Raw genomic sequence first — 23,437 nt, 5'->3', positions numbered from 1 at the left:
AAGGTAGGGACTTACTCAGCTGTGGCAGCTTGAGCAGCACGTTTCTTCATTGTTCTAAGTGTAGAAGCAGCTACTTTAACTCTTTTTGTTGTTCCATCTTCAAGTGTGATCTTCACAGATCTCAAGTTTGGAAGTTGTCTTCTTTTTGTTTTGTTGTTTGCGTGAGAAACATTGTTTCCTGTTAATGGGCCTTTACCCGTAATATCACATCTTCTTGCCATAGTATGTCCTTTAATTTGATCGTCCCAGTTACACTTTTGAAAGGTTCAGTGTAAAACGAAGAATATTTTGTGGGATTATAGACAATTTGAACATAAAATTTGCTTAAGGTATTTGCAGCCTCTCTTAAGTTTTGTATGAAAAGAGAGAGCGAATAGAAAAGAAGCACTCGTGTGATACGGCTTGAGAGTGATATTCTTTCATAAATCGTATGTTATTACCTCCCTATGGTACAAGGTCAAAAGTTTGATTTTGCTATAATAATTCAAAATAAAACAAGAGGATATTTATGTTAGTAGCCCCAAGTATACTTTCCGCTGATTTTGGACATTTGGCGCGTGATGTTGCAGCCATTTGTGAAGGTGGTTGTGACCTTGTGCATGTTGACGTGATGGATGGCCATTTTGTACCAAACCTCACGATAGGACCTGTGGTTGTGGAAGCGGTAGCCCAAGAGGCAAACAAACCTTTGGATATACATCTTATGGTAGAGAACAATACATTTTTTGTAGACCTTTTCGCACCTTTGAAACCGGAGTTTATATCGTTTCATATCGAAGAGGAAAAACATCCTCATAGACTTATACAGAAAATACGTGCGTTGGGTATACGTCCTGCGATCACACTGAACCCGCATACACCGATTGAAGCGATAGAATTTTTGCTTGAAGAGGTAGATATGGTGCTTCTCATGAGTGTGAACCCTGGTTATGGCGGACAAAAGTTTATTCCTTCGGTTGTAGAAAAAGCACAGCGCCTCAAAGCATTGATAGAGAAGCGAAATCCAAAATGTCTGATAGAAGTAGATGGCGGTGTGAATGATCAAAACGTCAAAGAGCTGGAGGCAGCAGGTGTTGATATTGTTGTGGCCGGTTCGTTTGTCTATAAACATCCAGACGGTATAGAAAAAGCTATTTCTGCATTAAAATAAGGGAAAAAAGGAAGCGTAGTATGAGAGTGAAGATTTGTGGCATAACAAATTTAAAGGATGCGTTACATGCTGTAGAGTGCGGAGCAGATGCATTGGGTTTTGTTTTTTATAATAAATCCCCACGTTACATCACACCGGCAGCAGCGAAAAGAATCATCGATCAACTCCCCCCTTTTGTGGAAAGAGTGGGGCTCTTTGTCAATGAAGGTGTAGAGACGATAGATACAGTATGTAGATACTCAGATATATCACGTGCACAGATCCATTTTGATGTAGACGAAGAGTCTTTGGCAGCCATCGGTTTACAGACCTTGCCTGTAGTACGGGCAAAAGGTCCGGAAGATTTAACAAAATTTCAAGACAGGTATCGTTTGGTAGATGCGTATAGTGAAGTATATGGCGGTGCAGGAGAACGTCTGAATCTTGAATGGTTCAATGGCATCGACTGTTCTAAGATTATTTTGGCTGGAGGCTTAACCCCTGAGAATCTGGCACAAGTCAAACAACTTGGTTTTTATGGCGTGGACGTAAGTTCCGGTGTAGAATCCATTAAGGGGAAAAAAGACCCTGAAAAAGTGAAACAATTTATAACCAATGCAAAAAGTCTTTGAGGAACTTACCACAGCCTTTCGTAAACATGGAGGTATATTGCATGAAGGACAATACAAACATATTGTTACAAAGTATACAACCCTGTTGGAAGATGCTGAAACGATCTTCATTCTTCTTCAAGCCTCAGGCTATCCTATCACCCAATTAGATCATGAACACTATAGGCTTGAGACCTGTTTTACTTCTCATAAAGATCAGCGTTATTGTGTTATAGATATAGAAACCAACGGGAGTAAGCCAGGTACATCTCAAGTCATAGAGATCGGTGCAGTGATGGTCCAGAATGGGGAAATCATAGACCGTTTTGAAACCTTTGTCGAATGCGCGTTTTTACCCGAATATATTACGAAGATCACAGGCATAGAACCAACAGACCTCATAGGGGCGCCTACAAGAAAAGAAGCATTAACCGCTTTACGCCATTTCATGGGTGATGCAGTGTTTGTCGCACATAATGCAAAATTCGATTATAGTTTTTTGAATGCCTCTTTTGACAGATTTGGCCTGGGTCATATAGGTAACCCTAAACTCTGTACGATTGATCTTGCCAGACGTACTTTTGAAAGCGAACGTTATGGTCTTGCCTATCTTATAGACTTTTTAGAGATAGAAACAGCTACACATCATCGCGCTTTTAGCGATGCGCTCTGTGCTGCAAAGGTGATGGAGAAAAGTTTGAAAACAGTACCTGAGTATGTCAAGAGTGCAGATGAACTGTTACGTTTTTCCGTCTCCAGTAAGAAGGAACGAAGGGTCAATAAAGAGAAAGAGAATTAAATTTTATGTTCTTTTCCCAGGATGTGATGCAAAAAGAGTATCTGTGCAAATACCGGGGCAAAGATATTGACCAAGGGTATATAGTTGAAGAGTGAAGCAATCATGGCTAAGAGAGTTGTTTTTTTCTTTTTTTCTTTTAGTGTTTTTTTCTCTTTGATAAAGAGTGCTCCTACATCATACATAGTAGGTTCCTTCAGTAAGACAGACCACAGATAGAGTACCCATACCTGACCCACTATCGGTATAAAAAGCAAGGGAAGTGTGAGGATGAAAAGCAGTAGGAAAACGATACTGGCTTTAAGTGTCAAGAGGATGGAGGTAGTAAGGTTCGCACTGCCTACTACAGCAACATCAGCATAACGTTTTTTTGCCAAGGCGAGTAGTAACTTTTCACTGTACAGTGAAGTAAGCAGTGAGACCATGATGATAAAAAGCATATAGGTCAATAAAAAGGTTCCTACAGATGCGCCTGATGTCTGTAACCATTCCCATGGAATCCATGAGAGATATGAAGCAATGATGTCTGTTACCAGACCCCACATACTCCATGCGAACAGCAGTGTAAGAGCCAATGAGATGGATCCCATCTTGATAACAAACAGAATGACATCTTTTGAGAGTATATCCTGCAGACTTTTTATGATGATCTGTTTCATTTTTTAATGTTTACTGATACTCATTTTTAAAACTGACATAACGTTTAGCAGAAGCATAGAGTTCTGCTACTTCTTCGTCTGTTAACTCACGTACTACTTTTGCAGGACTTCCCATGATGAGACTTCGGGGAGGAAAGACTTTGTTCTTTGTGACCAGGCTATCTGCTCCTACTATGGACTCTTTTCCTATGACAGCACCATCAAGTATGGTGGCAGACATACCTATAAGACAGGCATCTTCTATCGTACAGCCATGAAGCATGACACGGTGACCTACTGTGACATCATTGCCTATGACCGTAGGATGTCCATCTGACATATCTGCTTTTTTATGGTGTGTGACATGTATCATGCTGAGGTCTTGGATATTAGACCTGTCTCCTATAGTGATGTGATGTACATCACCACGTACCACGCAGCCAAACCATACAGCAGAATCTTCTCCCATGGTTACACGGCCTATGACAGAAGAACCTTCTGCGATCCAGGCATTAGGTCCGAGCTTAGGTGTCCACTCTTTAAATTTTATCAGCATTAACTATCCTTTAATATACGATTTGCCAAACGGCTTACATAGTCAGGGGTCTCTTTTTTTGTCTTATCATGAATCTTGTTGACATACTCTTCCAAGACAGCATGGTTGTTGACCGTTTTACCAAGAGGGGGTACTTTTGTATAGTTTCCATCTTCTTGAAGTTCCCAGCGTAAGGTATTATCTGCAAGTTGTAGCATCAAGATCTGTTCGATCTTCTGTCTCAGTGTCTCTTCCAAGATAGGTGTCATAAGTTCAACACGTCTTACAAGGTTACGTGGCATGAGATCTGCAGAGGCGATGTAGCATTTGATTTTATCATGTTTGAAAAAGTAGATACGTGCATGCTCCAGGTATTTTCCTATCACAGAAGAGACAGTAATATTTTCACTAATGCCTTTGATCCCCGGTTTTAAACAACAGATCCCGCGGATGATAAGATCGACTTTGCACCCTTTTTGTGAAGCGGTGTAGAGTGCCTTGATGATATCTGCGTCCACCAAAGAGTTCGCTTTAAGAATGATATGCCCCTCAGATCCATGTTTATACTCTTTTTCGATGAGTTTGAGAAGCTTTGGCTTGATCTGTGTGGGTGACATGAAAAGCGTATCTAACTTTGTATGGGTGGAGAAACCGGTCAAGAAGTGAAAAAAATGCGTTGCATCTGTACTGAAAACTTCTTTTGTGGTAAAGTACGACATATCGGTATAGATCTTTGAGGTACTTGGGTTGTAGTTCCCTGTTGCAAGATGTACATAACTTTTCAGTTTCCCATTTTGTCTTTTGATCACCTGTGCGATCTTCGCATGTACCTTAAGCCCTGGTATACCATAGACCACATGCGCCCCTGCATCTTCAAGGGCTCTTGCCCAGCGTAAGTTATTCTCCTCGTCAAATCTTGCTTTGAGTTCGACAAGTACCATCACCTGCTTCCCGTCACGCACTGCATCGATGAGTGCTTTTACGATAGGAGAGTTCGGACCTGCACGGTAGAGTGTCATACGTATAGTGATCGTTTCGGGGTCTGCAGCCGCTTGTTTGATGAACTTTACCACAGGTTCAAAACTGTCAAAAGGATGGTAAAGCAGTACATCTTGTTTTTCGATAGCTTCAAAGACATTTTCACTGTTCAATGGCGGAAGGACTTTTGGACTGAATGTAGGCAAGACAAGGTGCGAGAGTGCTTTGTCTCCTACGATCTGCCAGAGACCCCCCAAGTTGAGAGAGAGACTTTTATAGGAGTAGATATCTTTGTCATCAAGATTGAGATGGGAGAGTAAAAAATTGATCAACTCAGAGTCGGCACCATCATTGAGTTCAAGACGGATAAGCGAACCTTTGTTTCTGGAGCGTAAACCTTCCTGAAGGATCTCCAAAAAGTCATCTGCTTCCTCCTCCTCTATCTCGATATCTGCATTTCTTGTGACCCTGAAAGGTGTGGAGGCCAAAGGGCTAAACCCGGGGAAAAGCTCAGAAGCAAAGTATTCTACCACAGACTCTATAGGAATAAACGTTTGTCCCAACTGTATAAACCTAGGGAGTATCCTAGGGATACGCACAAGTCCATGTTTGATATGTTCAGAGTCATCTTTGAGTGTCAATGCCAAACCAAAACTAAGGTTGTTGAGGTGAGGGAAAGGGTGTGTAGCATCGACGGCTATGGGGATGATCACAGGGTATATCTCATGAAAGAACTTCTCTTTTACTTCCAGTTTCTCATCTTGGTTGAGCGCATCATAGTTCTTGACGTTGACACCATGGGTGTGCAGTTCCGAGATGATAGAGGTGTAACATGACTCCAACACCTTGTGCTCTTCATGAAGGTACCCATGGATCTGTTCGAGCTGTTGGCTTGGCGTCAGCTTGTCCGGCCCGGTCTCCTGTATACCTGCTTTATAGAGTGCCTTAAGCCCTGCAACACGTATCATATAAAATTCATCAAGGTTTGTCCCGTAGATAGCGAGAAACTTAAGGCGTTCAAGAGGTGGTAGTTGTTCATCCAGTGCCTGCGCGAGGACACGTGAGTTAAACTGAAGCCACGAGAGTTCACGGTTAAAATAGAGTTGTGAAGAAGAGAGATCTAAAGCCATGCATTTGCCTATATAATAGTGTATTTTACGCGTATTATAGCAAAAACCTACAATTTTTTAATTTTTGCTATCTGATCACGCAGCCTTGCAGCCTCTTCAAAGTCCAGATTTTTTGCTGCGGCAAGCATTTTTGCCTTGAGTTCTTTGACCATTTGTTGACGTTCTGCTTTTGGCATTTTATCCAGCTTACTCTGTTTATTGTAGAGTTCTCCTGAATCTTCCACTTTAAGGTCTGTGTCAAGGACTCTGAGTGTGGTTTGAGGGGTAATACCATGTGCTTTATTGTAATCGATCTGTTTTTCTCGTCTTGCTTGTGTGGTATCGATGGTGAACCGCATGGAGTCCGTGATCTTTTTCGCATACATAAGTACCTGCCCATTGGCATTTCTTGCAGCCCTTCCTGCGGTTTGTATAAGAGAGGTCTGTGAACGCAGAAAACCCTCTTTGTCTGCATCCAAAATAGCCACCAGACTGACTTCAGGAATGTCAAGCCCTTCTCTAAGCAGGTTGATCCCTACCAGGATATCAAACTCACCCAAACGTAAGGAGCGTATGGTCTGGTTACGTTCTATCGCATCCATATCCGAATGCATATGGCGGGCTTTCAGTCCAAGATCATTGTAATAGGTTGTCAACTCTTCTGCCATCTTTTTTGTCAACACTGTTACAAGTACACGTTCTCCACGTGCAATGACGGGTTTCATCCTGTCGTGCAGGTTTTCCACCTGGTAGGTACTGTCAATCACCTCTATCTCAGGGTCAAGCAGTCCTGTAGGCCGCACGACCTGTTCGGCTACTGCGGAGGAGAGTTCAAGTTCAAGCGGAGCAGGGGTGGCAGAAACGAAGAGAAAGTGAGGCGCTTTGTGGATATACTCGTCAAACATCAACGGACGGTTGTCCAGGGCAGAGGGGAGTCTAAAACCATGGTCAACCAGTACCTCTTTGCGGCTCCTGTCCCCTGCATACATCCCTCTGAACTGTGGCAGGGAGACATGCGACTCATCTACAATGACAAGATAATCATCGTGCATCGCTTCAAAGTAGTCCATCATAGTGTAAGGGGTCTCCCCCGCTTTTTTCCCTGTAAGATGGCGAGAGTAATTTTCGATTCCTTTGCACATCCCTGTGCCTTCCAGCATTTCAAGATCAAACTCCGTACGCTGTTTGAGACGGTTGTACTCTATCATACGGTCCTCTTTTTGAAAGTACTCAAGCCTCTCTGCAAGCTCCTCTTCTATGCTCTTGACCGCACGGGCAAGTTTCTCTTTGGAGACAATGAACTGATTGGCTGAGTAGATGGTGACCTCTTTGATACCTTCTTCTTTTTCTCCGGTGAGTGAATTAAACTCATAGATGGCTTCTATCTCATCACCAAAGAACTCTATACGCACGGCAAACTCTTCAGAGTAGGCAGGGTAAATATCTATCACTTCGCCAGTCACTCGAAAATCACCTCTGTCAAAAAATTCATCATTGCGTTTGTACCCCATATCTACCAGCCGAAGGAGCAGGGCCTTCTGGTTGTACTCATCTCCCACACAAAGTTTCTGTACAATGGAACGGTAATCATCCGGACTTCCCAATCCATAATTAGCAGAGACAGAAGCGATGACAATGACATCATCATGTGAAAGCAGGTTCGCAGTCGTACTCAGACGCAGACGTTCCAACTCCTGGTTGATGGAAGAGTCTTTTTCTATAAAGAGGTCTTGTCGTGGCAGATAGGCTTCAGGCTGATAATAATCATAGTAAGAGATAAAGTACTCAACATGGTTGTTTGGAAAGAAGCTTTTAAACTCTGAGTAGAGCTGTGCTGCGAGTGTTTTGTTGTGTGTCATGATGAGAGTGGGTTTTTTTGTTTTCTCTATGATCTTTGCCATCGTATAGGTTTTACCTGAACCCGTAACACCGAGCAGGGTTTGGTATTGGTTTCCTGCTTCTATAGAGCGAGAAAGTGCATCTATGGCCTGGGGCTGGTCACCGGCTGGCTGGTATGGACTTGATACCGTGAAATTTGGCAAAATAAACCTTTGTTTTTATGTTGTTTCTTTTTAAATTTTTGCTATTATAACACAAAGAAATTATGGAGAATAAAATGGCAGCACTGCAAAAATTACAAGAGAAGATAGAACAGTGGAGAGCAGACCATGAAGCACTGAAAAGTGAAAATGCTCAACTTAAAGCGGAATTGGCAAATGTCTCTGGGTCTCAAACTGCACAAGAGGCACAAATAGCATCTCTCAAAACAGAACTTGAAGAGAAAGATGCAGAGATAGAAAAGATCATTGCACAGGTTGAAGCACTCTTAGCATAAGTATATTAAAGGGGTACCATGAAGAACGTAGCACTCACCGTTTCAGGAAATCGTTATGAGATCAAACTTGAAGATGCTTTTGCAGACTTTGTAAACAAAGACTTAGAGGCAGCAGGCGTAAATTTATATCAAGACAACAAGCCCGATAAGTTGCTTAAGGCCTACCTGCGTTTAGCCAAACAGGCTACCTCTTATGAAGATGAGATCGAACTGCTTATTGAAACCCTGGATGGTCTGTAAAAAAACATCCCTTCATTTATTTTAACAGCGTTTCAATACGCTCTATAAATGCTTCAGCTGTCTCTTTGTAATTAAGATGGCTTGTAGCAAATCTGAAGTTTAGTTCCGGTATCACACCAAAATCACGTTTCTCAAGTGCTTCACTTATACGTTTCTCCAAGACCAATGCATTTTCTTCTGATGTCTCTGGTAAAAGTATAAAAAAGTGGTTTTCGTTATATCGGCATGCCACATCACTTTCTCTGACCAAAGAAATGATGAGCCCTCCAAAAGTTTTAAGTAGGTATGTTTGTATTTTTTGACTATAGTGCTTACTCTCTTCTCCAAAATCATCGATCGAAATAGAAAGCACAGAGAGAGGAGTCTTATTACGCATAGCTCTTGCACAAGAGCTTTTCAGTTCTGCACAGAAATATGTTTTGTTAAATAGCTTGGTTTCATGGTCATGTATGGCATGCTTTTTCATCTGTTGACGGATATATGCTCTTACAAAGTAGATGATCAGTAATGTGATTACCATCAAAACAGCAAGATTCCAGTAAAACATATTTATAAAATCTTTTTGTTTCAAATACACCATGTTTTCCATAATAAGCGTTAAGTTTTTGACAGAATCAAGACAAGTTAAATGAGGTTTTTCGATGGCTGTATTTGTGTTATAGGTTGATAATTTCTGTTTATAGGTATTCCAACAGGTTGTTACAGCTAAAAGATCTTGAGAGAGTGTTTGTGCCCCTAAGTAAAACTTTGAGTTATTGTTCTGTATGACCCAAGTAGATATATTTTGCACTGTTTCGTCAATATCTTTGACCATCTGCTGATGATTGTGATCGGGAGCATTCATTGCAAAACTTCTTATACTGCCATCCAGCCATCCAACTTGACGTATAATTTTTGTATCTTTGTCCATAGTATCAAATGACGTATATATGAAATAAAAAGTCAAGGGGATAATCAAAACGATAGCATAGAGTAAAAGAGTAATTCTAAATGATGACCATTTTTCATGATATTTCATAAGATTTTCCTTTTGATAAAAATTATGGTTTGAACGAAGTGTTAATAGGTATTATACTTGTAAAAGATAAAATTACTATAGTTTTTTATAATAATATTTGTATAGCTTGCTTTATAAGGTATTATTATTTAGCTATCTTAAAGTTTTATAAGTGTAGAATCGGGTAGGCCAGTTATTGAATTGGTACTATAAATTTTTTTCAGGAGTTAATCATGACTAACATGAGACGCGGATTCACAATGATCGAATTGATCTTTGTAATTGTAATTATCGGGATTTTGGCAGCGGTAGCGATACCTAAACTAGCAGCAACAAGAGATGATGCACAAGCATCAACGTGTATACATGAGGCTGGTCAATTGGTACAGGAAATATCGGCACAGTATACAAAACAAGGTTATGCAGACTTTGTCCTTACAAATATTGAAGATATGACCAATATTAAAGTAGCAGCTGGTGCTACAGATAACGGGGTTAGTGATGCTGGAACTACTAAGTTAGCTGCAGATGGAGACACTATTACTTATGTATGTGGTGGTGAAGATGTAATGATTATCACTGCCGAAATTGGCGGTGGAGATTTCAACTTATCAGTTGCTACTCCTGCTGCTGTTCCTACTTCTCCAGCTGCTGTAAAAGCTGTAGAAGGTGTCTTAGAAAATATCGGTGGGACTTCACCTAAACAATACGAACTATAATTATAGTTTCTTCTATGCACTGCACTATGAAAGAAGATTTCTTTCATAGTGTTAGTCAACTCTTCATTCCTGCCTACATGGTGGATATGAATACATCTATATTTATAGATAACCTTCATAATTTATTATCCCTTATTAACATATAATATTTGGTATTTTAATGCTATACTTACTTGTATAGATGTGATGTGACGTTACATCATTTAGTGGATAAAGGACAATAGATGAAACGTGGATTCACAATGATCGAACTGATATTTGTAATTGTTATTATCGGAATTTTGGCAGCGGTGGCCATGCCAAAATTAGCGGCCAGTAGAAATGATGCAGAAGCATCAGTCTGTGTGCATGAAGTGGGACAGCTTCTTTCTGAAATTGGATCTACATATGCAAAACTTGGAAATGCAACTTTTAAGTCTACAACGGTATCAGATATGACAAACATACGTATATACTCTGCAGATGATTCAAAAGGCATCAAAGAAGATACGCTAGTAGATATCAGAGGCATTATCTATGTGTGTGGTAATGAAGATGTTGTGAGCATGGTGGGGGAAAATGCTGGTGCAGAATATAATTTGACTGTTGCTGTAATTGCAGGAACAAATCCTGTATCCAAAATGGTAGTGGATCAGGTTACTGAAAATATCCTTGGAGGCAACTCTCAAAAAATATTTGGGCTTTAATCTAAGAATATATCTTACTTTTACTTTTTAATAATAAAATGTTATCATAAAATATGTGGTATATAGTAGAGGGGCTAATATGAACAGTAATCAGCGTAAAGCATTTACACAGATAGAGTTGATTCTTGTAATGGTAGTAGTTGGTATACTAGCAGTAGTTGCTATACCTAGATTAGCTGAGAGCAGAGATGATGCAGCAGCGGTAAAATGTACCCAAGAAGTACAGCAACTTATTTCTGAAATTAGTCATCACTATGCATTTGATGGTTATCGTGCATTTTCTGTAAAACCGATAGAGAAGATAACAAATCTTCGAGTAGGGGTAGTAGATGGAGATGGGGTCACTAGTTCTCAGGGGTCTTCGGTTTCAGATGGAATTACTTATATGTGTAACGGTGAAGATATTGTTCTTGTAAAGGGAACTCTGAGTGGAGCTGATTATAACTTAACGGTAACTGATGTAGGTACTGCTACCGCACCTGCAGCAGTTACAGCATCCAAACTTATACGAAAACTACATACTATAAGTACAGCTGGTGGGACAAGAACTTATAGTTTGGAGTGAGATTATGATATAATAAATAAAAAGGAAGGGATTAACTATGTTTCATAAACATCAAAAAGCATTTACTATGATAGAGCTTATATTTGTGATAGTGGTCATCGGTATTCTCTCTGCTATCGCAATACCGAAATTTGCAGCTACTAGAGGGGATGCAGAAATTGCAAAAGCCAAGGCTACAGTAGGATCTGTAAGAAGTGCTGTTGCCGCTGAAAGGCAAAAACGTATTTTAAGAGGGGTATTTACTCCTATTACGAGTTTAAGTAGTAATGCGGGCTATGATAAACCTATATTTGATGGAATCAATGGAGATACAAACAGCCCTGTTCTGGAATTTCCTCTTCAATCATGTAAAGATAATACGGCTCAAGGATGTTGGTATACTGCTGATAATGTCACATATACTTATAAGCTACCTGTAAGTGGTGGTGTTGATTTCAATCTTAGTAGTAGTAGATTTAGCTGTAAGTTACCAAACAGTGACAATTGTAAACTACTTACACAATAAAACTTGTACTACTACAGAATTCTACTCCTTCGTTCAAGCGCTCCAAGTTTGACGTATGCATCCAAAGGTCACTTATCTCTAGGTACAGTTATTGCTGTACCTTTGAAAAATACATTCAAAGATGCTGTTGTCGTAGAAGAGGTAGAAAAACCTGAGTTTGAAACAGCAGAGGTAGCGTCTGTTTTAGATAAGACTTATAGTAAGGAACAAATTGAGATAGCGAAATTTATCTCTGAGTATTATTTTTCCTCTTTTGGGGAGGCTATCTCTCTCTTTATCCCATTTAAACTTTCTTCCTCCACAGAATTATCTTCGAAGAGCATAGAAAAAGATATGCTTCCGAAGTTAAGTGCAATACAAAAAAAAGCATATGATCAGCTTCTTAAAAAAGACAAAGCCCTCCTTTTTGGTGTCACAGGTTCAGGGAAAACAGAGATCTTCATTTCACTGATGGCAAAGATGCTGGAAGAGGGGAAAAGTGTTATCTTTCTGATGCCCGAGATCTCACTGACCCCTCAAATGGAAAAACGTCTCAAGATCCATTTTGGCGAGAGTGTGGCGATGTGGCATTCGAAGTTGACCAAGAAGAAAAAAGAGTCTATTCTCAAAGGCATAGAAACAGGAGAGATACGCATAGTGGCGGGAGCACGCTCTGCGCTTTTTGTCCCATTGTCCAATCTTGGGCTCATCATTGTAGATGAAGAGCATGATGACAGCTACAAGTCGATGACCAGACCCCGTTACCATGCACGCGATGTGGCTGTACTGATGGGGAGTAAACTGGGTGCAAAAGTGGTACTGGCCTCTGCGACACCCTCTATGAGTTCCTACTATAAATATGTTGTGGTCAAGCTCGACAGACCCTATGTTCAAACAGAAAAAAAATACAAGTTCATCTCTGGCGACAGAATCAATCAAACGATGTTGGATGCGATTGATACACACTATAAGGCGGGTGAGCAGTCACTGTTGTTTCTCCCTACACGAGGGAACTTCAAGTACCTCTATTGTGAGAGTTGTGGAAAGACACATCTGTGCCCTTTCTGTTCTGTAGGCATGGCACTGCACAGAAAACATAGACATTTAAAATGCCACTACTGCAACTATACGGAACCTATACGGGATACCTGTATCCACTGTGGTCATATGCCACTTAAAAGTGAACGTATGGGAACTGTAGAAGCCATAGAAGTGATCTCTGATGCTGTGGAAGGGTTACAGATAGAGCAGTTTGATAAGGACAGTATCACCACGGCTAAAAAACTTAAAGAGGCGTTGAAACGTTTTGAGAGCGGCGAGAGTCAACTGCTTTTGGGTACACAGATGCTGAGTAAAGGCCATGACTATGCAAATATCACCCTGAGTATCATTATGGGGCTTGACTACATCTTGGGACTGGCAGATTATCGTGCACGAGAAAGAGCGATCTCCCTGCTCTTTCAAATTGCAGGACGAAGCGGACGGGCAAAAGCAGCCCAGATCATCGTACAGACCGGTGATCCGGAATTTTTTCAAACCTATCTGGCGGATTATGAACTTTTTATCAAAGATGAGCTGGCGTTTTTGGAGATGGCGGAGTATCCGCCTTTTGCCTCACTGGCACGCATACTTATTGCGCATAAAGATGAAAGTAAAGCAAGCAAGATCACACTGGATACCGTGACCAAACTTAAAGCATTTGAAGAGGTAGAGATAGTCGGGCACGGGAAAGCACCTATAGAGAAAATAGCCAATAAATTCAGGTTTCATATATTACTGAGAGCCAAGAGTAGAGTCCCTCTGCTCAAGGCTCTATACAGTGTAGATTGTAGAGAGATAGAGATAGATTTCGACCCTGTTGATTTCGCTTAATATCCGTTGTAGGTTGTTTGGGTAAAATAAGAGAATTATTCAAAAGGCAAAGTGTGAAAGAAAGAGTTAAAACAAAAAAAATTTATGTCGGTGATGTGGCTGTAGGCGGTGATGCGCCTATCTCCGTACAGTCTATGACGTACAGCGATACCCATAATGTGGCTGCTACGGTAGAGCAGATCAACCGTCTGCATTTTGCCGGGGCGGACATGGTGCGTGTGGCTGTGCCTGAGATGCAGGATGCTTTGGCGCTAAAAGCCATTAAAGAGCAGATCTCTTTGCCGCTTATCGCCGATATTCATTTTAACTATAAGCTTGCACTGGAAGCAGCAAAATGGGTGGATTGTATCCGTCTGAATCCTGGTAACATCGGTGAAAAATCACGTATCAAAGAGATAGTCAAAGCCTGCCAGGATAGAAACCTGCCTATACGCATAGGGGTAAATGCAGGTTCTCTTGAAAAAGAGTTTGACCTGAAATATGGAGCAACTGCAGAGGGTATGGTTGCCTCTGCAGAGTACAACATCAAGTTTTTGGAAGATCTGGGATTTACAGACATCAAAGTGTCACTGAAAGCTTCGGATGTGGACAGAACCGTGGATGCCTACAGAATGTTGCGTCCCAGAAATGAGTACCCTTTTCACTTGGGTGTGACAGAGGCAGGAACGGTGTTTCACGCGACTATCAAGTCTGCTATAGGTCTGGGGGCATTGTTGCTTGATGGTATCGGGGACACGATGAGGGTTTCCATCACAGGCGAGCTTGAAGAGGAGATCAAAGTCGGTAAAGCCATACTCAAAGACAGCGGGCGTATGAAAGAGGGGCTGAACATTATCTCCTGTCCTACCTGCGGGCGTATAGAGGCTGATTTAGTCACCGCTGTAGCAGAAGTGGAAAGACGAACGGCACACATCAAAACACCTATGGATGTTTCCGTGATGGGCTGTGTGGTCAATGCCATCGGTGAAGCCAAACATGCAGATGTTGCCATAGCGTATGGAAAAGGTTCAGGCCTGGTGATGCTCAAAGGGGAAGTGGTGGCAAGACTCCCTGAGGAAGAGTTGGTTGAGCGCTTTGTACAAGAGGTAGAGAAATTCGCAGAGGATAACAAATAATGGAAAACATGTACAACCTGAACATCGAAAGAGCAGTACTCTCTGCAATTATTTTTGATCCTGAAACCTATGAAGAGATCGCAGCGAAGCTGAAACCACACGATTTCTATCTGCCTTTTCACCAGCATGTCTTTGCTGCGATGGAAGAGCTCAGTGTAGAAGAGAAACCATTGGATGATGAGTTTTTGCGTGCAAAACTCAATGCCATGGGCAAGTTCGATGAAGTGGCAATGCTGGATCTGCTTTCCGCAAACCCTATTACCAATACAGCGGCCTATCTTCAAGAGATCAAGGCAAAATCAAGCAAAAGGGCTTTGGCCACACTTGCCACAGAGATCAAGAAGGTCACGATAGAAGATGACCTGCCGGCTGAAGATGTGATGAACCTGGTAGAGAAAAAGCTTTATGAGATCACACAGAATTCAACTTCTGATGATTTTAGAGAATCCAAAGAGATCACACTCTCTATGATGGGGGAGATAGAGCGTTTAAAAGCATTAGGGAACTCCAAACTCATCGGTACAGATACAGGATTTAGAAACCTCAATGAGAGGACATCTGGCTTTGGTAAAGGAGACCTGGTGATCATCGCTGCACGTCCTGCGATGGGGAAAACAGCCTTTGTACTTAACATGGCACTCAAAGCGATAGAGCGTAACGAAGGGGTGGCTTTTTTCTCACTGGAAATGCCGGCAGAGCAGCTTATGCTCAGAATGCTTTCTGCCAAAACCTCCATACCGCTTCAAGCGCTGCGAGTAGGAGACCTTAAAGATGAACAGTGGAGTGATCTTGCAGCCGCGACACAGGATATCGCCTCGAAAAAACTCTTTGTGGATGACGGTGGATATGCGACCATACACCATGTGCGCAGTAAACTTCGCAAACTCAAAGCACAACATCCCGAGATATCAGTAGCGATTATAGATTACCTGCAGCTGATGAGTGGTGAAGGTCGTGAAGGAAGACAACAGGAAGTCTCTGAGATCTCAAGAGGGCTTAAGCAGTTGGCCAGAGAACTTCAGATACCTATTTTAGCACTCTCTCAGCTTAACCGTGGTGTGGAGAGTAGAGATAACAAGCGTCCTATGCTTTCTGACCTGCGTGAGTCCGGAGCTATAGAACAGGATGCCGATATTATCCTTTTTGTATACCGTGATGATGTCTATCGTGAGGCGCAAGAGAAAGAAAAAGAGATGAAAGCCAAAGCGGAAGGGAAAGAGTATACCTCCGAGTTTAGAAAAAAACCTGAAGAGGATGCCGAGATCATCATAGGGAAACAGAGAAACGGGCCTACAGGTACCGTCAACCTTATTTTCCAAAAGAACTTTACACGTTTTGTGGATGCTCCAACAGGACCGGCTTTTGAAATAGAGTATGAAGATGCTGATATTCCTTTGAATACAGGAAATATAGAGTTACCTGCTATATAGGGTGCACTAGAATCTATTTACTCTCAAGAGAGTTCACTTTGGAGGAGCCTTGGTGCAATTAGAAAAACCAAAACTATTCCCAGAAAAGAGAACATTCATCTGGGCGGCCCTCTTTTTTCTATGTGTGATAGTAATCCGGCTCTTTTTTGAATATCACTCCTATCAAGATTTCATATCAAAACCTTTTTATTATACGCATGCAAATGTATTGAATGTGTATCAAAAGTCCAAAGGTGATCAACACTACCAAGTGCTTAAGCTTCGAAGTGAAGAGGGTTTGACCTTTTATATAACAAACTACACTCAAGAGAAATTCGATCATAAACGTCTGCGTCTGCAGCTATTCCCCAATGAGAGGATATCTTTTAGTGACTATCTGGGTACCTTTTATGTGAACAGTCGCATAAAAGCCCGGGAACTTCTTCCTTCAAGCTTTAAAGAGATCCTATTGGAAAAAGTGGCTTCACAACATGAAAATACTTCTCTAGGATCATTTTACAATGCGATATTTTTTGCTACCTTTTTGGAGAAAGCGTTAAGAGAAAAGATCAGTATGCTCGGTGTCAGTCATCTGGTTGCCTTGAGCGGATTTCATCTGGGGATACTGTGGGGATTGGTCTATGGGTTGCTTTTGTTACTCTATAGACCCCTGCAGCAACACTTCTTTCCTTACCGTCATGCACTCACTGATGTGGGAGCCGTGGCGATGATACTTCTGGGTGTGTATTTATGGTTTGTCGATTTCCCGCCTTCGCTACTGCGTTCTTACGCGATGGTACTGGTCGGATGGATGGTTCTTCTGTTGGGGATGGAACTGCTGAGTTTTACCTTCTTGACTACGATCATTCTGCTGCTTGTGGCACTCTTTCCTTCTTTGTTGGTTTCTTTGAGCTTCGGACTCTCTGTGGCAGGGGTATTTTATATCTTTTTATTGTTACAGCATAGTAAAGGACTACATGCATGGGTGATCACTTTACTGTTGATACCTCTGGGTATTTTCATTCTGATGCTCCCGATCGTACATACTGTTTTCCCTGTAACGAGTGGATATCAGTTTTTATCCCCTCTGCTTTCACTGCTGTTCGTCCCTTTCTATCCTTTTGTGATGCTCTTACATCTATTGGGGTATGGCAGTCTTTTTGATACAGTTCTGTTAGCCTTGTTCACACTGCCAAACATCAGTACAGAGTCACTTTTCCCTCTATGGGCAACAGTTGGGTATATAGGCATATCCATAGGGGCTATATGGAGTAAAAAACTTTTTTGGTCAGTGTGGGGAGGGGCTTCTTCATATATGCTCTATCTCTTCATTTTTGTTCAGTAGCGCACAAAATTTGAGCCCATGGATAAAGATCGCCCATGAGATATAGATCCATAAAAAGAAAAAAAGTACAATACTGATACTCCCATAGATACTTGCATAGGTCTTATTGTGCACGACATAGAAGACGAAAGCACTTTTGGAAAGATACCATACAAGGGAGGCGATGAAAGAACTTCCCAGTGCAGCAGAGACCTCTATACGGGTATGAGGAGAGAGTTGGTAGGCGATGTAGAACATCATCCAGACGATGAAATAGGGGATGATTTCGTAGAGGTGTATAATACTGGTGATACTGCTTTTATCCAGATACCCTTGTATGAATGCAGAGAGATAAAAAGAGGCAGCCATCATCGCAGGTATGGTGATGAGAAGTAAAATGTAGGTTTTTATGGCTTGCCAGATCGTCCGTTTGGGTGTTGAAAAGATGTCATTCACGATATAATCATAGTCTTTGAAAAACATGACTGCGGCAAATACCACATAGAATGCCCCTATATAGCCGAGTTTGTCTGAGTTTTCTACAAAGGTATTGAGGTACTCCATAATGACTTTGGAGTCCGTAGGCAGAAGGTTGTCAAAAATAAGTTTTTCTACTTTCGCATACATGGCATGAAACAGGGGCATGGTAGTAAAAATTGCAAGCATAATTACCAGGAAAGGGATGATAGAGAAGAGGGTACTCCAGCTCAAACTGGATGCATAATGTCCCAATCTGCTATCAAAAAGATCGCTGAGGAAATCACGTAAAAAGATGTAATAGGTTTTGAGGATTTTTTTGAATTGAGGATTGATTTGCATGCTCATTGATTCCTCCGTAACTCCCGTGAGAAACACGGGGATCTTTTCATAAAATTGTCATACTTCTAAAGGAAAATCCGGAAGAGGGTCTGCAATTACTGCGGTAACCCCATTTTCCCAGGATTGAGTATGTTGTTCGGGTCAAAAGCCTGTTTAATACTTTTGAAGAGATCAAGTTCTACCTCATTGAACGCGATGTTCATGAACGGTGCTTTACTGGTACCGATACCATGTTCACCGCTCAGTGTCCCTCCCATCTCTACTACAAGCTCGAAGATCTCTTCTATCGCCTGGTGTCCGTCATGAAGTTGTTTTTCGTCTGAACCATCTACCATGACATTGACATGGATATTCCCATCACCTGCATGTCCGAAACATGGCACTTTAAAGCCATATTTATTTCCTACTGCGTAGATACGCTCCAGGGCCTCAGGCAGCATACTTCTTGGCACAGAGATATCTTCATTGAGTTTTTTGCTTCCAAAGATCGTGATAGATGGGGAGGCATTACGTCTTGCATACCAAAGTTCATCCCTCTTTTGGGCATCATGTGCAACGATGAAATCCTGAGCACCATTCTCTTTAAATGATTTTTCCAAGGTCTCCAGCTGAAACTCTACTTCTTCTATCACGTTCCCGTCCACATCACCGATGAGAAGTGCACCCGCATCTTCTGGCAGTTTGATGCCCAGTTTCTCTTTGAGCGCTTGGACCACGAGGTCATCCATGAACTCCATCGCCACAGGATTCGCACCTGCTGCAAGTGATTTGAACACCGCATTCATCGCATCATCCACTGAAGGGAAGATACCCATATAGGCTTTGGTAAATTTAGGTTTAGGAATGAGCTTCACAGTGATCTCTGTGATCACAGCCAATGTTCCTTCACTTGCAATGAGGATACCCGCGATATTATAACCGGCCACATCTTTGATGGTACGTTTTCCTGCACGGATGATGTCACCGTTTGGACGTACGGCACGAAGGGCCATGACATAGTCTTTGGTAAGACCGTACTTCGCCGCACGCATTCCCCCAGCATTTTCACTGACGTTCCCACCCAGAGTAGAGTACTGTTCACTGGCAGGGTCAGGCGGATAGAAAAGTCCTACCTCTTCAACCGCTTTTTGCAGGTCCATATTGATCACACCCGGCTGTACTACGGCTACCATGTTTTCCATATCGATCTCAAGGATCTTGTTCATATGCTTTTCCATCCCCAAAGTGATACCGCCTTGAGATGGAAGTGCACCCCCTGTAAACCCTGAACCGGCTCCTCTTGGTGTGATGACGATCTGATGTTCGTTACAGTATTTGAGTATGGCACTGACATCCGCTTCATCTCTTGGAAAGATAACAGCTTCAGGTTCATAGCGTGTACGTGTAGCATCATAAGAGTATGCGATCAGGTGTGCTTTATCGCTGTAGACATTCTCTTTTCCGACGAGTGTTTCAAAATATTGTATATGTTTTTTATCTAACATGACATAGTTCCATTTATAAAGATTTCATTGTATGGTAATAGTTACCCTTAACGTCACTGCCGAACCATCCAGAATCACGTTGTTTAAAGCGCATATAAAAAGGGAATGACCCTTTGGCAGGAAGACCTTTCATTGACTTTTCAGAGACTATTTTTTCAGAAATAGGGTCTAAAAGTACAGCCGAGTTCTTACGTACGATATAGACAAGTCCTACTTGATATTTTTTTGCAAAACGCGCAAGGTTCTCTCTTGTTGGCTTCTCTTCTCCTTCAACAGAAAGATAGAGGGCAAAGAGATCTGGATGTATCCATTTTTTGGTATGTTCAGAAGTGATCTTCGCATAGGTATCTGCATCCGGTGCCAAAAGAAGCACATTGTTATAAAGGTATCCGCCAATGACCTTGTCTTTCACTGAAATAGGTGTTTTGATGGTAGGAAGTTTATCATGATGGAGGATATCTTTACTCACCAATGCCACGGATTCATTCGATGAAGTTTGGGCAATGCGACTTGTAATAGCTGTGAGGCCATTGCCGTAATTATGTATCACAACACCACTCATACCATTGACAGGAAATTGTTTGTTCAGTGTAATGGTATCTCCTTTTACATATTTGACAGAAGTGTTCACGGTTTGCGGGAAAAAATCTGCAAACAGCGGTAAAGAGAGTAGCGCAATAAGAGCTATTTTGTGCATAGCGGTCCTTTAAGTGTTAAATAATGGTATTGATTATACAAGCAATATAGTAAAAGTTTATTGATGTTTTTAGTATAGCGGGTAGATTAACCTACTTAAGTTATAATAATATCCAACTAAGAAGTAGGGATGAATGTTAAAGAATGGGTAGTCTTAAAAATATAGTGGTGTGGATCTTGATATCAAGTTCCTTATTTGGTGCGAAAGTAACGCTTGGACATTGGGAAAAAGGGAAAACATTTTCAGAGTATTTAGATTCCAAAGAGATCTCTAAAGAGATACTCAATGATATTTCAAAAGCAGATATCCAGTTTCTCTCCGAAATAGAAGGTGATCAACTTTATTATGAATTAAAAGATAACAATGGTACACTGGAACAGGTATTGATCCCGATAGGTGAGGAGATGCAGATAAGGCTGGCTAAAAAGCACGACAGCGATGTGTACAGTTTCGATATTATCCCTATAGAGTATAAAGAGAAAGAACACGGTGCTACGGTTACGATAGAAACAAATCTTTATACAGATGTAAACAATGCATTGCATCATCCTTCACTCGCAGATAAGATCGGGCAACTTTTTAAAGGTGCGGTAAATACAAGAAAGTTTCAAAAGGGAGATAAAGTCTCTTTCATCTATTCACAAAAGACGAGAATGGGCCAACCGCACACTATGCCCTATGTTAAAATAGCGTTGCATGAATCAAGAAAAAAACGTCAGTTTATCTATGCAGATGAAGAGGGCTACGGCTACAAGAGTACGAAAAAGTCTCAAGCCTATACGGTGAAAGGTAAGGAAAAGGTAACTTATACCCGTAGGGTTCCTGTAAAAAGCACCTCGTCACGTTTTGGTATGCCATTACGTCATGTTCGTATCACTTCCTCATTCAGTCATAGAAGATATCATCCGATATTGAAACGGTACCGTCCGCATCATGGTACGGATTTTGGCGCAAGAAGAGGAACACCCCTTCTTGCGGTCAATGCAGGGAAGGTGAGTTTTTCCGGCCGTTTGGGCGGGTATGGAAAAGTGGTGAAGATCAGACATCCCGGAGGGTATGAATCACTTTATGCGCATCAAAGCCGTATACGTGTCAAAAGAGGGCAACACGTGAAGAAAGGACAGATCATAGGGTATGTCGGGAGTACGGGACGAAGTACAGGACCTCATTTGCATTTTGGTATGAAAAAAAATGGAAGATGGATAAACCCGATGAAAGTACTGCGAAAAACATCGATCAAAGATACCGTTTTAAAGAGAATCACTGAATATAAAGATGTGACGAAAACAAAATACAAAAAGGTCGTGATCAAGAACGCAGAAGAGAATAAAGAAAAACTTTTGGCATATCTCAAAGAAAAAAGTACACCTTTTATCTGGGATGGATGTGAACGAACAAGTATGGGGGTAGATGATGGAAAACAAGATCAAGCACTTTAAACTTCAGCCTTTGGTCAATGCCAAATTTATTTCCACAGCATTTGCCACCTACGAACAAGAAGGTATCCCAAAATCATGGGAGATAGTTGAAGCACATGACAGTGTTTCCATTCTTCTTTACCATAAAGAAAAGAGATCATTTATTTTGGTGAAACAGTTTCGTCCTGCTGTGTACTTGAACAACAAAAAAGGTATGACCGTAGAACTGTGTGCAGGTATTGTAGATAAAGAACTTTCTCTGGCAGAAATTGTGAAAGAAGAGGTAGAAGAGGAGTGCGGCTATGATATCCCTCTTTCAAATATCGAAAAGATCACCTCTTTTCACACTTCGGTGGGCTTTGCAGGAAGTAAACAGACACTCTATTTTGCAGAAGTCGAGGAGCATATGAAAGTGAGTGAAGGCGGTGGTGTGGACCATGAACAGATAGAGGTTGTCTATCTGCCTACAGATGAAGCAAAGAAATTCCTCTATGATGAAAGTATCGCAAAAACGCCAGGCCTCATGTTTGCATTTATGTGGTGGTTCGAGCGAAATTAGATCTATCTTGATCCATACATGCACATGCGAAAAAATCTCTAGTCACAATATCTTTTGAGTAAACAGCCATACTCCTCTATACGTCTGTCACGTAAAAACGGCCAGATATCACGTACTTCTTTGGTACGCGCATGTTCGATCTCTGCATAGAGGATCGTTTCGCTTTTGTCATCCGCGTGTACGATCATCTCTCCTTGTGAACCGCATATAAAAGAGTTGCCCCAAAAACGTGTACCGGCCATCACACCGGCACTGTCCGCCTCAAAGCCTACACGGTTACAGCTGACTACAGGTAAGCCGTTGGCTATGGCATGAGAGCGTTGTATGGTGATCCAGCTGTCAAGCTGTCTAGCCTTTTCCTCTTCACTGTCTGCGTCAAACCAGCCAATTGCCGTAGGATAGATAAGTATCTCTGCCCCTTTGAGTGTCATGGCACGCGCTGCTTCTGGGTACCATTGGTCCCAGCATACCAGTACACCCAGTTTCCCTACAGAAGTTTGTATGGGGTCAAAACCGAGATCTCCTGGGGTAAAGTAAAATTTTTCATAGAACCCGGGATCATCAGGGATGTGCATTTTTCTGTATTTACCTGCAACAGAACCATCTTTTTCGAAGACCACGGCTGTGTTATGGTAGAGGCCTGCTGCACGTTTTTCAAAAAGCGAAGTGACCAGAACAACACTGTGCTCTTTTGCAATATTCCCCCAAAATGCTACATCAGATTCAAAATGAGCGGCATAATCAAAAAATGTTGTATCTTCACTCTGACAGAAATACTCTGTCTGGTGAAGTTCTTGTAAAACAACAAGCTCGGCACCGCTTTGTGCAGCTTCTTTTATCTTCTCTACTGTGACTTGAAGGGTGTGTTCTTTACTGCCATGGTAGGCTTGTTGGATCAGTGCTGTTTTCATAAGAATC

At 41.6% G+C, this 23,437-nt stretch carries 25 protein-coding genes; 15 read left to right on the top strand and 10 right to left on the bottom strand.

Annotated features, from left to right (window positions below):
• Positions 1-11: 11 nt before the first annotated feature.
• A complete protein-coding gene (gene rpmB, locus MN086_RS09715) occupies positions 12-221 on the bottom strand; it encodes a 50S ribosomal protein L28 (protein WP_008244606.1) in 210 nt (69 codons plus the stop codon).
• 287 nt (positions 222-508) lie between these two features.
• On the opposite strand from rpmB, the gene rpe reads away from it, so the two are divergent.
• From rpe to MN086_RS09700, 3 genes are read left to right on the top strand one after another with little or no spacing between them, the layout of a single operon-like run.
• Positions 509-1,150: a ribulose-phosphate 3-epimerase gene (rpe, locus tag MN086_RS09710; protein ID WP_248575809.1), complete on the top strand. Its 642-nt coding sequence runs from the start codon at positions 509-511 to the stop codon at positions 1,148-1,150.
• 20 nt (positions 1,151-1,170) lie between these two features.
• Positions 1,171-1,761 carry a phosphoribosylanthranilate isomerase gene (locus tag MN086_RS09705; protein WP_248575808.1) on the top strand — a complete coding sequence of 197 codons (591 nt, stop codon included), beginning with the start codon at positions 1,171-1,173 and terminating at the stop codon, positions 1,759-1,761.
• Between the two features lie 37 nt (positions 1,762-1,798).
• A complete protein-coding gene (locus tag MN086_RS09700) occupies positions 1,799-2,539 on the top strand; it encodes a 3'-5' exonuclease (RefSeq protein ID WP_248575807.1) in 741 nt (246 codons plus the stop codon).
• Here MN086_RS09700 and MN086_RS09695 read toward each other — a convergent pair.
• Genes MN086_RS09695 through uvrB form a run of 4 tightly spaced genes read right to left on the bottom strand, consistent with a single transcriptional unit; the run spans position 2,536 to position 7,838 of the window.
• On the bottom strand, positions 2,536-3,195 hold the full coding sequence (locus MN086_RS09695; RefSeq protein ID WP_248575806.1) for an EI24 domain-containing protein: 660 nt from the start codon (positions 3,193-3,195) through the stop codon (positions 2,536-2,538). The two genes, MN086_RS09700 and MN086_RS09695, sit on opposite strands and share 4 nt — an antisense overlap.
• A gap of 10 nt (positions 3,196-3,205) precedes the next feature.
• Complete coding sequence (locus tag MN086_RS09690) at positions 3,206-3,730, bottom strand: gamma carbonic anhydrase family protein (RefSeq protein ID WP_248575805.1); 525 nt, start codon at positions 3,728-3,730, stop codon at positions 3,206-3,208.
• Positions 3,730-5,817 carry an RNA degradosome polyphosphate kinase gene (locus tag MN086_RS09685; protein ID WP_248575804.1) on the bottom strand — a complete coding sequence of 696 codons (2,088 nt, stop codon included), beginning with the start codon at positions 5,815-5,817 and terminating at the stop codon, positions 3,730-3,732. The genes MN086_RS09690 and MN086_RS09685 overlap by 1 nt, the downstream gene beginning before the upstream one ends.
• A 47-nt stretch (positions 5,818-5,864) precedes the next feature.
• Entirely contained in the window at positions 5,865-7,838 is a 1,974-nt protein-coding gene (uvrB, locus tag MN086_RS09680) for an excinuclease ABC subunit UvrB (protein WP_305879778.1), read from the bottom strand.
• Between the two features lie 62 nt (positions 7,839-7,900).
• Here uvrB and MN086_RS09675 point away from each other — a divergent pair, with 62 nt between their 5' ends.
• Entirely contained in the window at positions 7,901-8,131 is a 231-nt protein-coding gene (locus MN086_RS09675; protein ID WP_248575803.1) for a hypothetical protein, read from the top strand.
• Between the two features lie 18 nt (positions 8,132-8,149).
• Positions 8,150-8,371: a hypothetical protein gene (locus MN086_RS09670; RefSeq protein ID WP_248575802.1), complete on the top strand. Its 222-nt coding sequence runs from the start codon at positions 8,150-8,152 to the stop codon at positions 8,369-8,371.
• Positions 8,372-8,387: 16 nt separating this feature from the next.
• Here the strand turns inward: MN086_RS09670 and MN086_RS09665 are convergent, their stop codons facing one another.
• Complete coding sequence (locus MN086_RS09665; RefSeq protein WP_248575801.1) at positions 8,388-9,389, bottom strand: GGDEF domain-containing protein; 1,002 nt, start codon at positions 9,387-9,389, stop codon at positions 8,388-8,390.
• 221 nt (positions 9,390-9,610) lie between these two features.
• Here MN086_RS09665 and MN086_RS11050 point away from each other — a divergent pair, with 221 nt between their 5' ends.
• The 8 genes from MN086_RS11050 (at position 9,611) to MN086_RS09625 (ending at position 17,563) form a co-directional block, all read left to right on the top strand.
• Complete coding sequence (locus MN086_RS11050; RefSeq protein ID WP_305879782.1) at positions 9,611-10,087, top strand: type II secretion system protein; 477 nt, start codon at positions 9,611-9,613, stop codon at positions 10,085-10,087.
• Positions 10,088-10,311: 224 nt separating this feature from the next.
• Positions 10,312-10,773, top strand: a complete 462-nt coding sequence (locus tag MN086_RS09655) for a type II secretion system protein (RefSeq protein WP_248575800.1) — start codon at positions 10,312-10,314, stop codon at positions 10,771-10,773.
• A gap of 79 nt (positions 10,774-10,852) precedes the next feature.
• On the top strand, positions 10,853-11,338 hold the full coding sequence (locus MN086_RS11045; protein WP_305879777.1) for a type II secretion system protein: 486 nt from the start codon (positions 10,853-10,855) through the stop codon (positions 11,336-11,338).
• 37 nt (positions 11,339-11,375) lie between these two features.
• Positions 11,376-11,843: a type II secretion system protein gene (locus MN086_RS09645; protein ID WP_248575799.1), complete on the top strand. Its 468-nt coding sequence runs from the start codon at positions 11,376-11,378 to the stop codon at positions 11,841-11,843.
• Between the two features lie 3 nt (positions 11,844-11,846).
• Positions 11,847-13,694: a primosomal protein N' gene (locus MN086_RS09640; RefSeq protein ID WP_248575798.1), complete on the top strand. Its 1,848-nt coding sequence runs from the start codon at positions 11,847-11,849 to the stop codon at positions 13,692-13,694.
• A gap of 53 nt (positions 13,695-13,747) precedes the next feature.
• Positions 13,748-14,809 carry a flavodoxin-dependent (E)-4-hydroxy-3-methylbut-2-enyl-diphosphate synthase gene (ispG, locus tag MN086_RS09635; RefSeq protein WP_248575797.1) on the top strand — a complete coding sequence of 354 codons (1,062 nt, stop codon included), beginning with the start codon at positions 13,748-13,750 and terminating at the stop codon, positions 14,807-14,809.
• On the top strand, positions 14,809-16,239 hold the full coding sequence (locus MN086_RS09630) for a replicative DNA helicase (protein ID WP_248575796.1): 1,431 nt from the start codon (positions 14,809-14,811) through the stop codon (positions 16,237-16,239). The genes ispG and MN086_RS09630 overlap by 1 nt, the downstream gene beginning before the upstream one ends.
• 52 nt (positions 16,240-16,291) lie before the next feature.
• Complete coding sequence (locus MN086_RS09625) at positions 16,292-17,563, top strand: ComEC/Rec2 family competence protein (protein ID WP_248575795.1); 1,272 nt, start codon at positions 16,292-16,294, stop codon at positions 17,561-17,563.
• Here the strand turns inward: MN086_RS09625 and MN086_RS09620 are convergent.
• The 3 genes from MN086_RS09620 to MN086_RS09610 form a co-directional block, all read right to left on the bottom strand.
• Positions 17,528-18,361 carry a YihY family inner membrane protein gene (locus MN086_RS09620; RefSeq protein WP_248575794.1) on the bottom strand — a complete coding sequence of 278 codons (834 nt, stop codon included), beginning with the start codon at positions 18,359-18,361 and terminating at the stop codon, positions 17,528-17,530. The genes MN086_RS09625 and MN086_RS09620 overlap by 36 nt on opposite strands.
• Positions 18,362-18,456: 95 nt before the next feature.
• The gene (locus MN086_RS09615; protein ID WP_248575793.1) at positions 18,457-19,845 is read right to left on the bottom strand and encodes an FAD-binding oxidoreductase; all 1,389 of its coding nucleotides are present in this window, start codon (positions 19,843-19,845) and stop codon (positions 18,457-18,459) included.
• A gap of 13 nt (positions 19,846-19,858) precedes the next feature.
• A complete protein-coding gene (locus tag MN086_RS09610; RefSeq protein ID WP_248575792.1) occupies positions 19,859-20,542 on the bottom strand; it encodes a plasminogen-binding N-terminal domain-containing protein in 684 nt (227 codons plus the stop codon).
• A 143-nt stretch (positions 20,543-20,685) separates the two neighbouring features.
• Here MN086_RS09610 and MN086_RS09605 point away from each other — a divergent pair, with 143 nt between their 5' ends.
• Complete coding sequence (locus MN086_RS09605) at positions 20,686-21,981, top strand: peptidoglycan DD-metalloendopeptidase family protein (protein ID WP_248575791.1); 1,296 nt, start codon at positions 20,686-20,688, stop codon at positions 21,979-21,981.
• Complete coding sequence (locus MN086_RS09600; protein WP_248577099.1) at positions 21,956-22,519, top strand: NUDIX domain-containing protein; 564 nt, start codon at positions 21,956-21,958, stop codon at positions 22,517-22,519. Before MN086_RS09605 ends, MN086_RS09600 begins: the two co-directional genes overlap by 26 nt.
• A 38-nt stretch (positions 22,520-22,557) precedes the next feature.
• Here MN086_RS09600 and MN086_RS09595 read toward each other — a convergent pair whose 3' ends face one another.
• Positions 22,558-23,430 (bottom strand): carbon-nitrogen hydrolase, encoded by an 873-nt coding sequence (locus MN086_RS09595; protein ID WP_248575790.1) that lies wholly within the window; start codon positions 23,428-23,430, stop codon positions 22,558-22,560.
• Positions 23,431-23,437 lie beyond the last annotated feature (7 nt).

This window comes from Sulfurovum sp. XGS-02 (assembly GCF_023213175.1).
Taxonomy (GTDB): Bacteria; Campylobacterota; Campylobacteria; order Campylobacterales; family Sulfurovaceae; genus Sulfurovum.
This window is presented reverse-complemented; position numbering and strand designations above follow the sequence as displayed.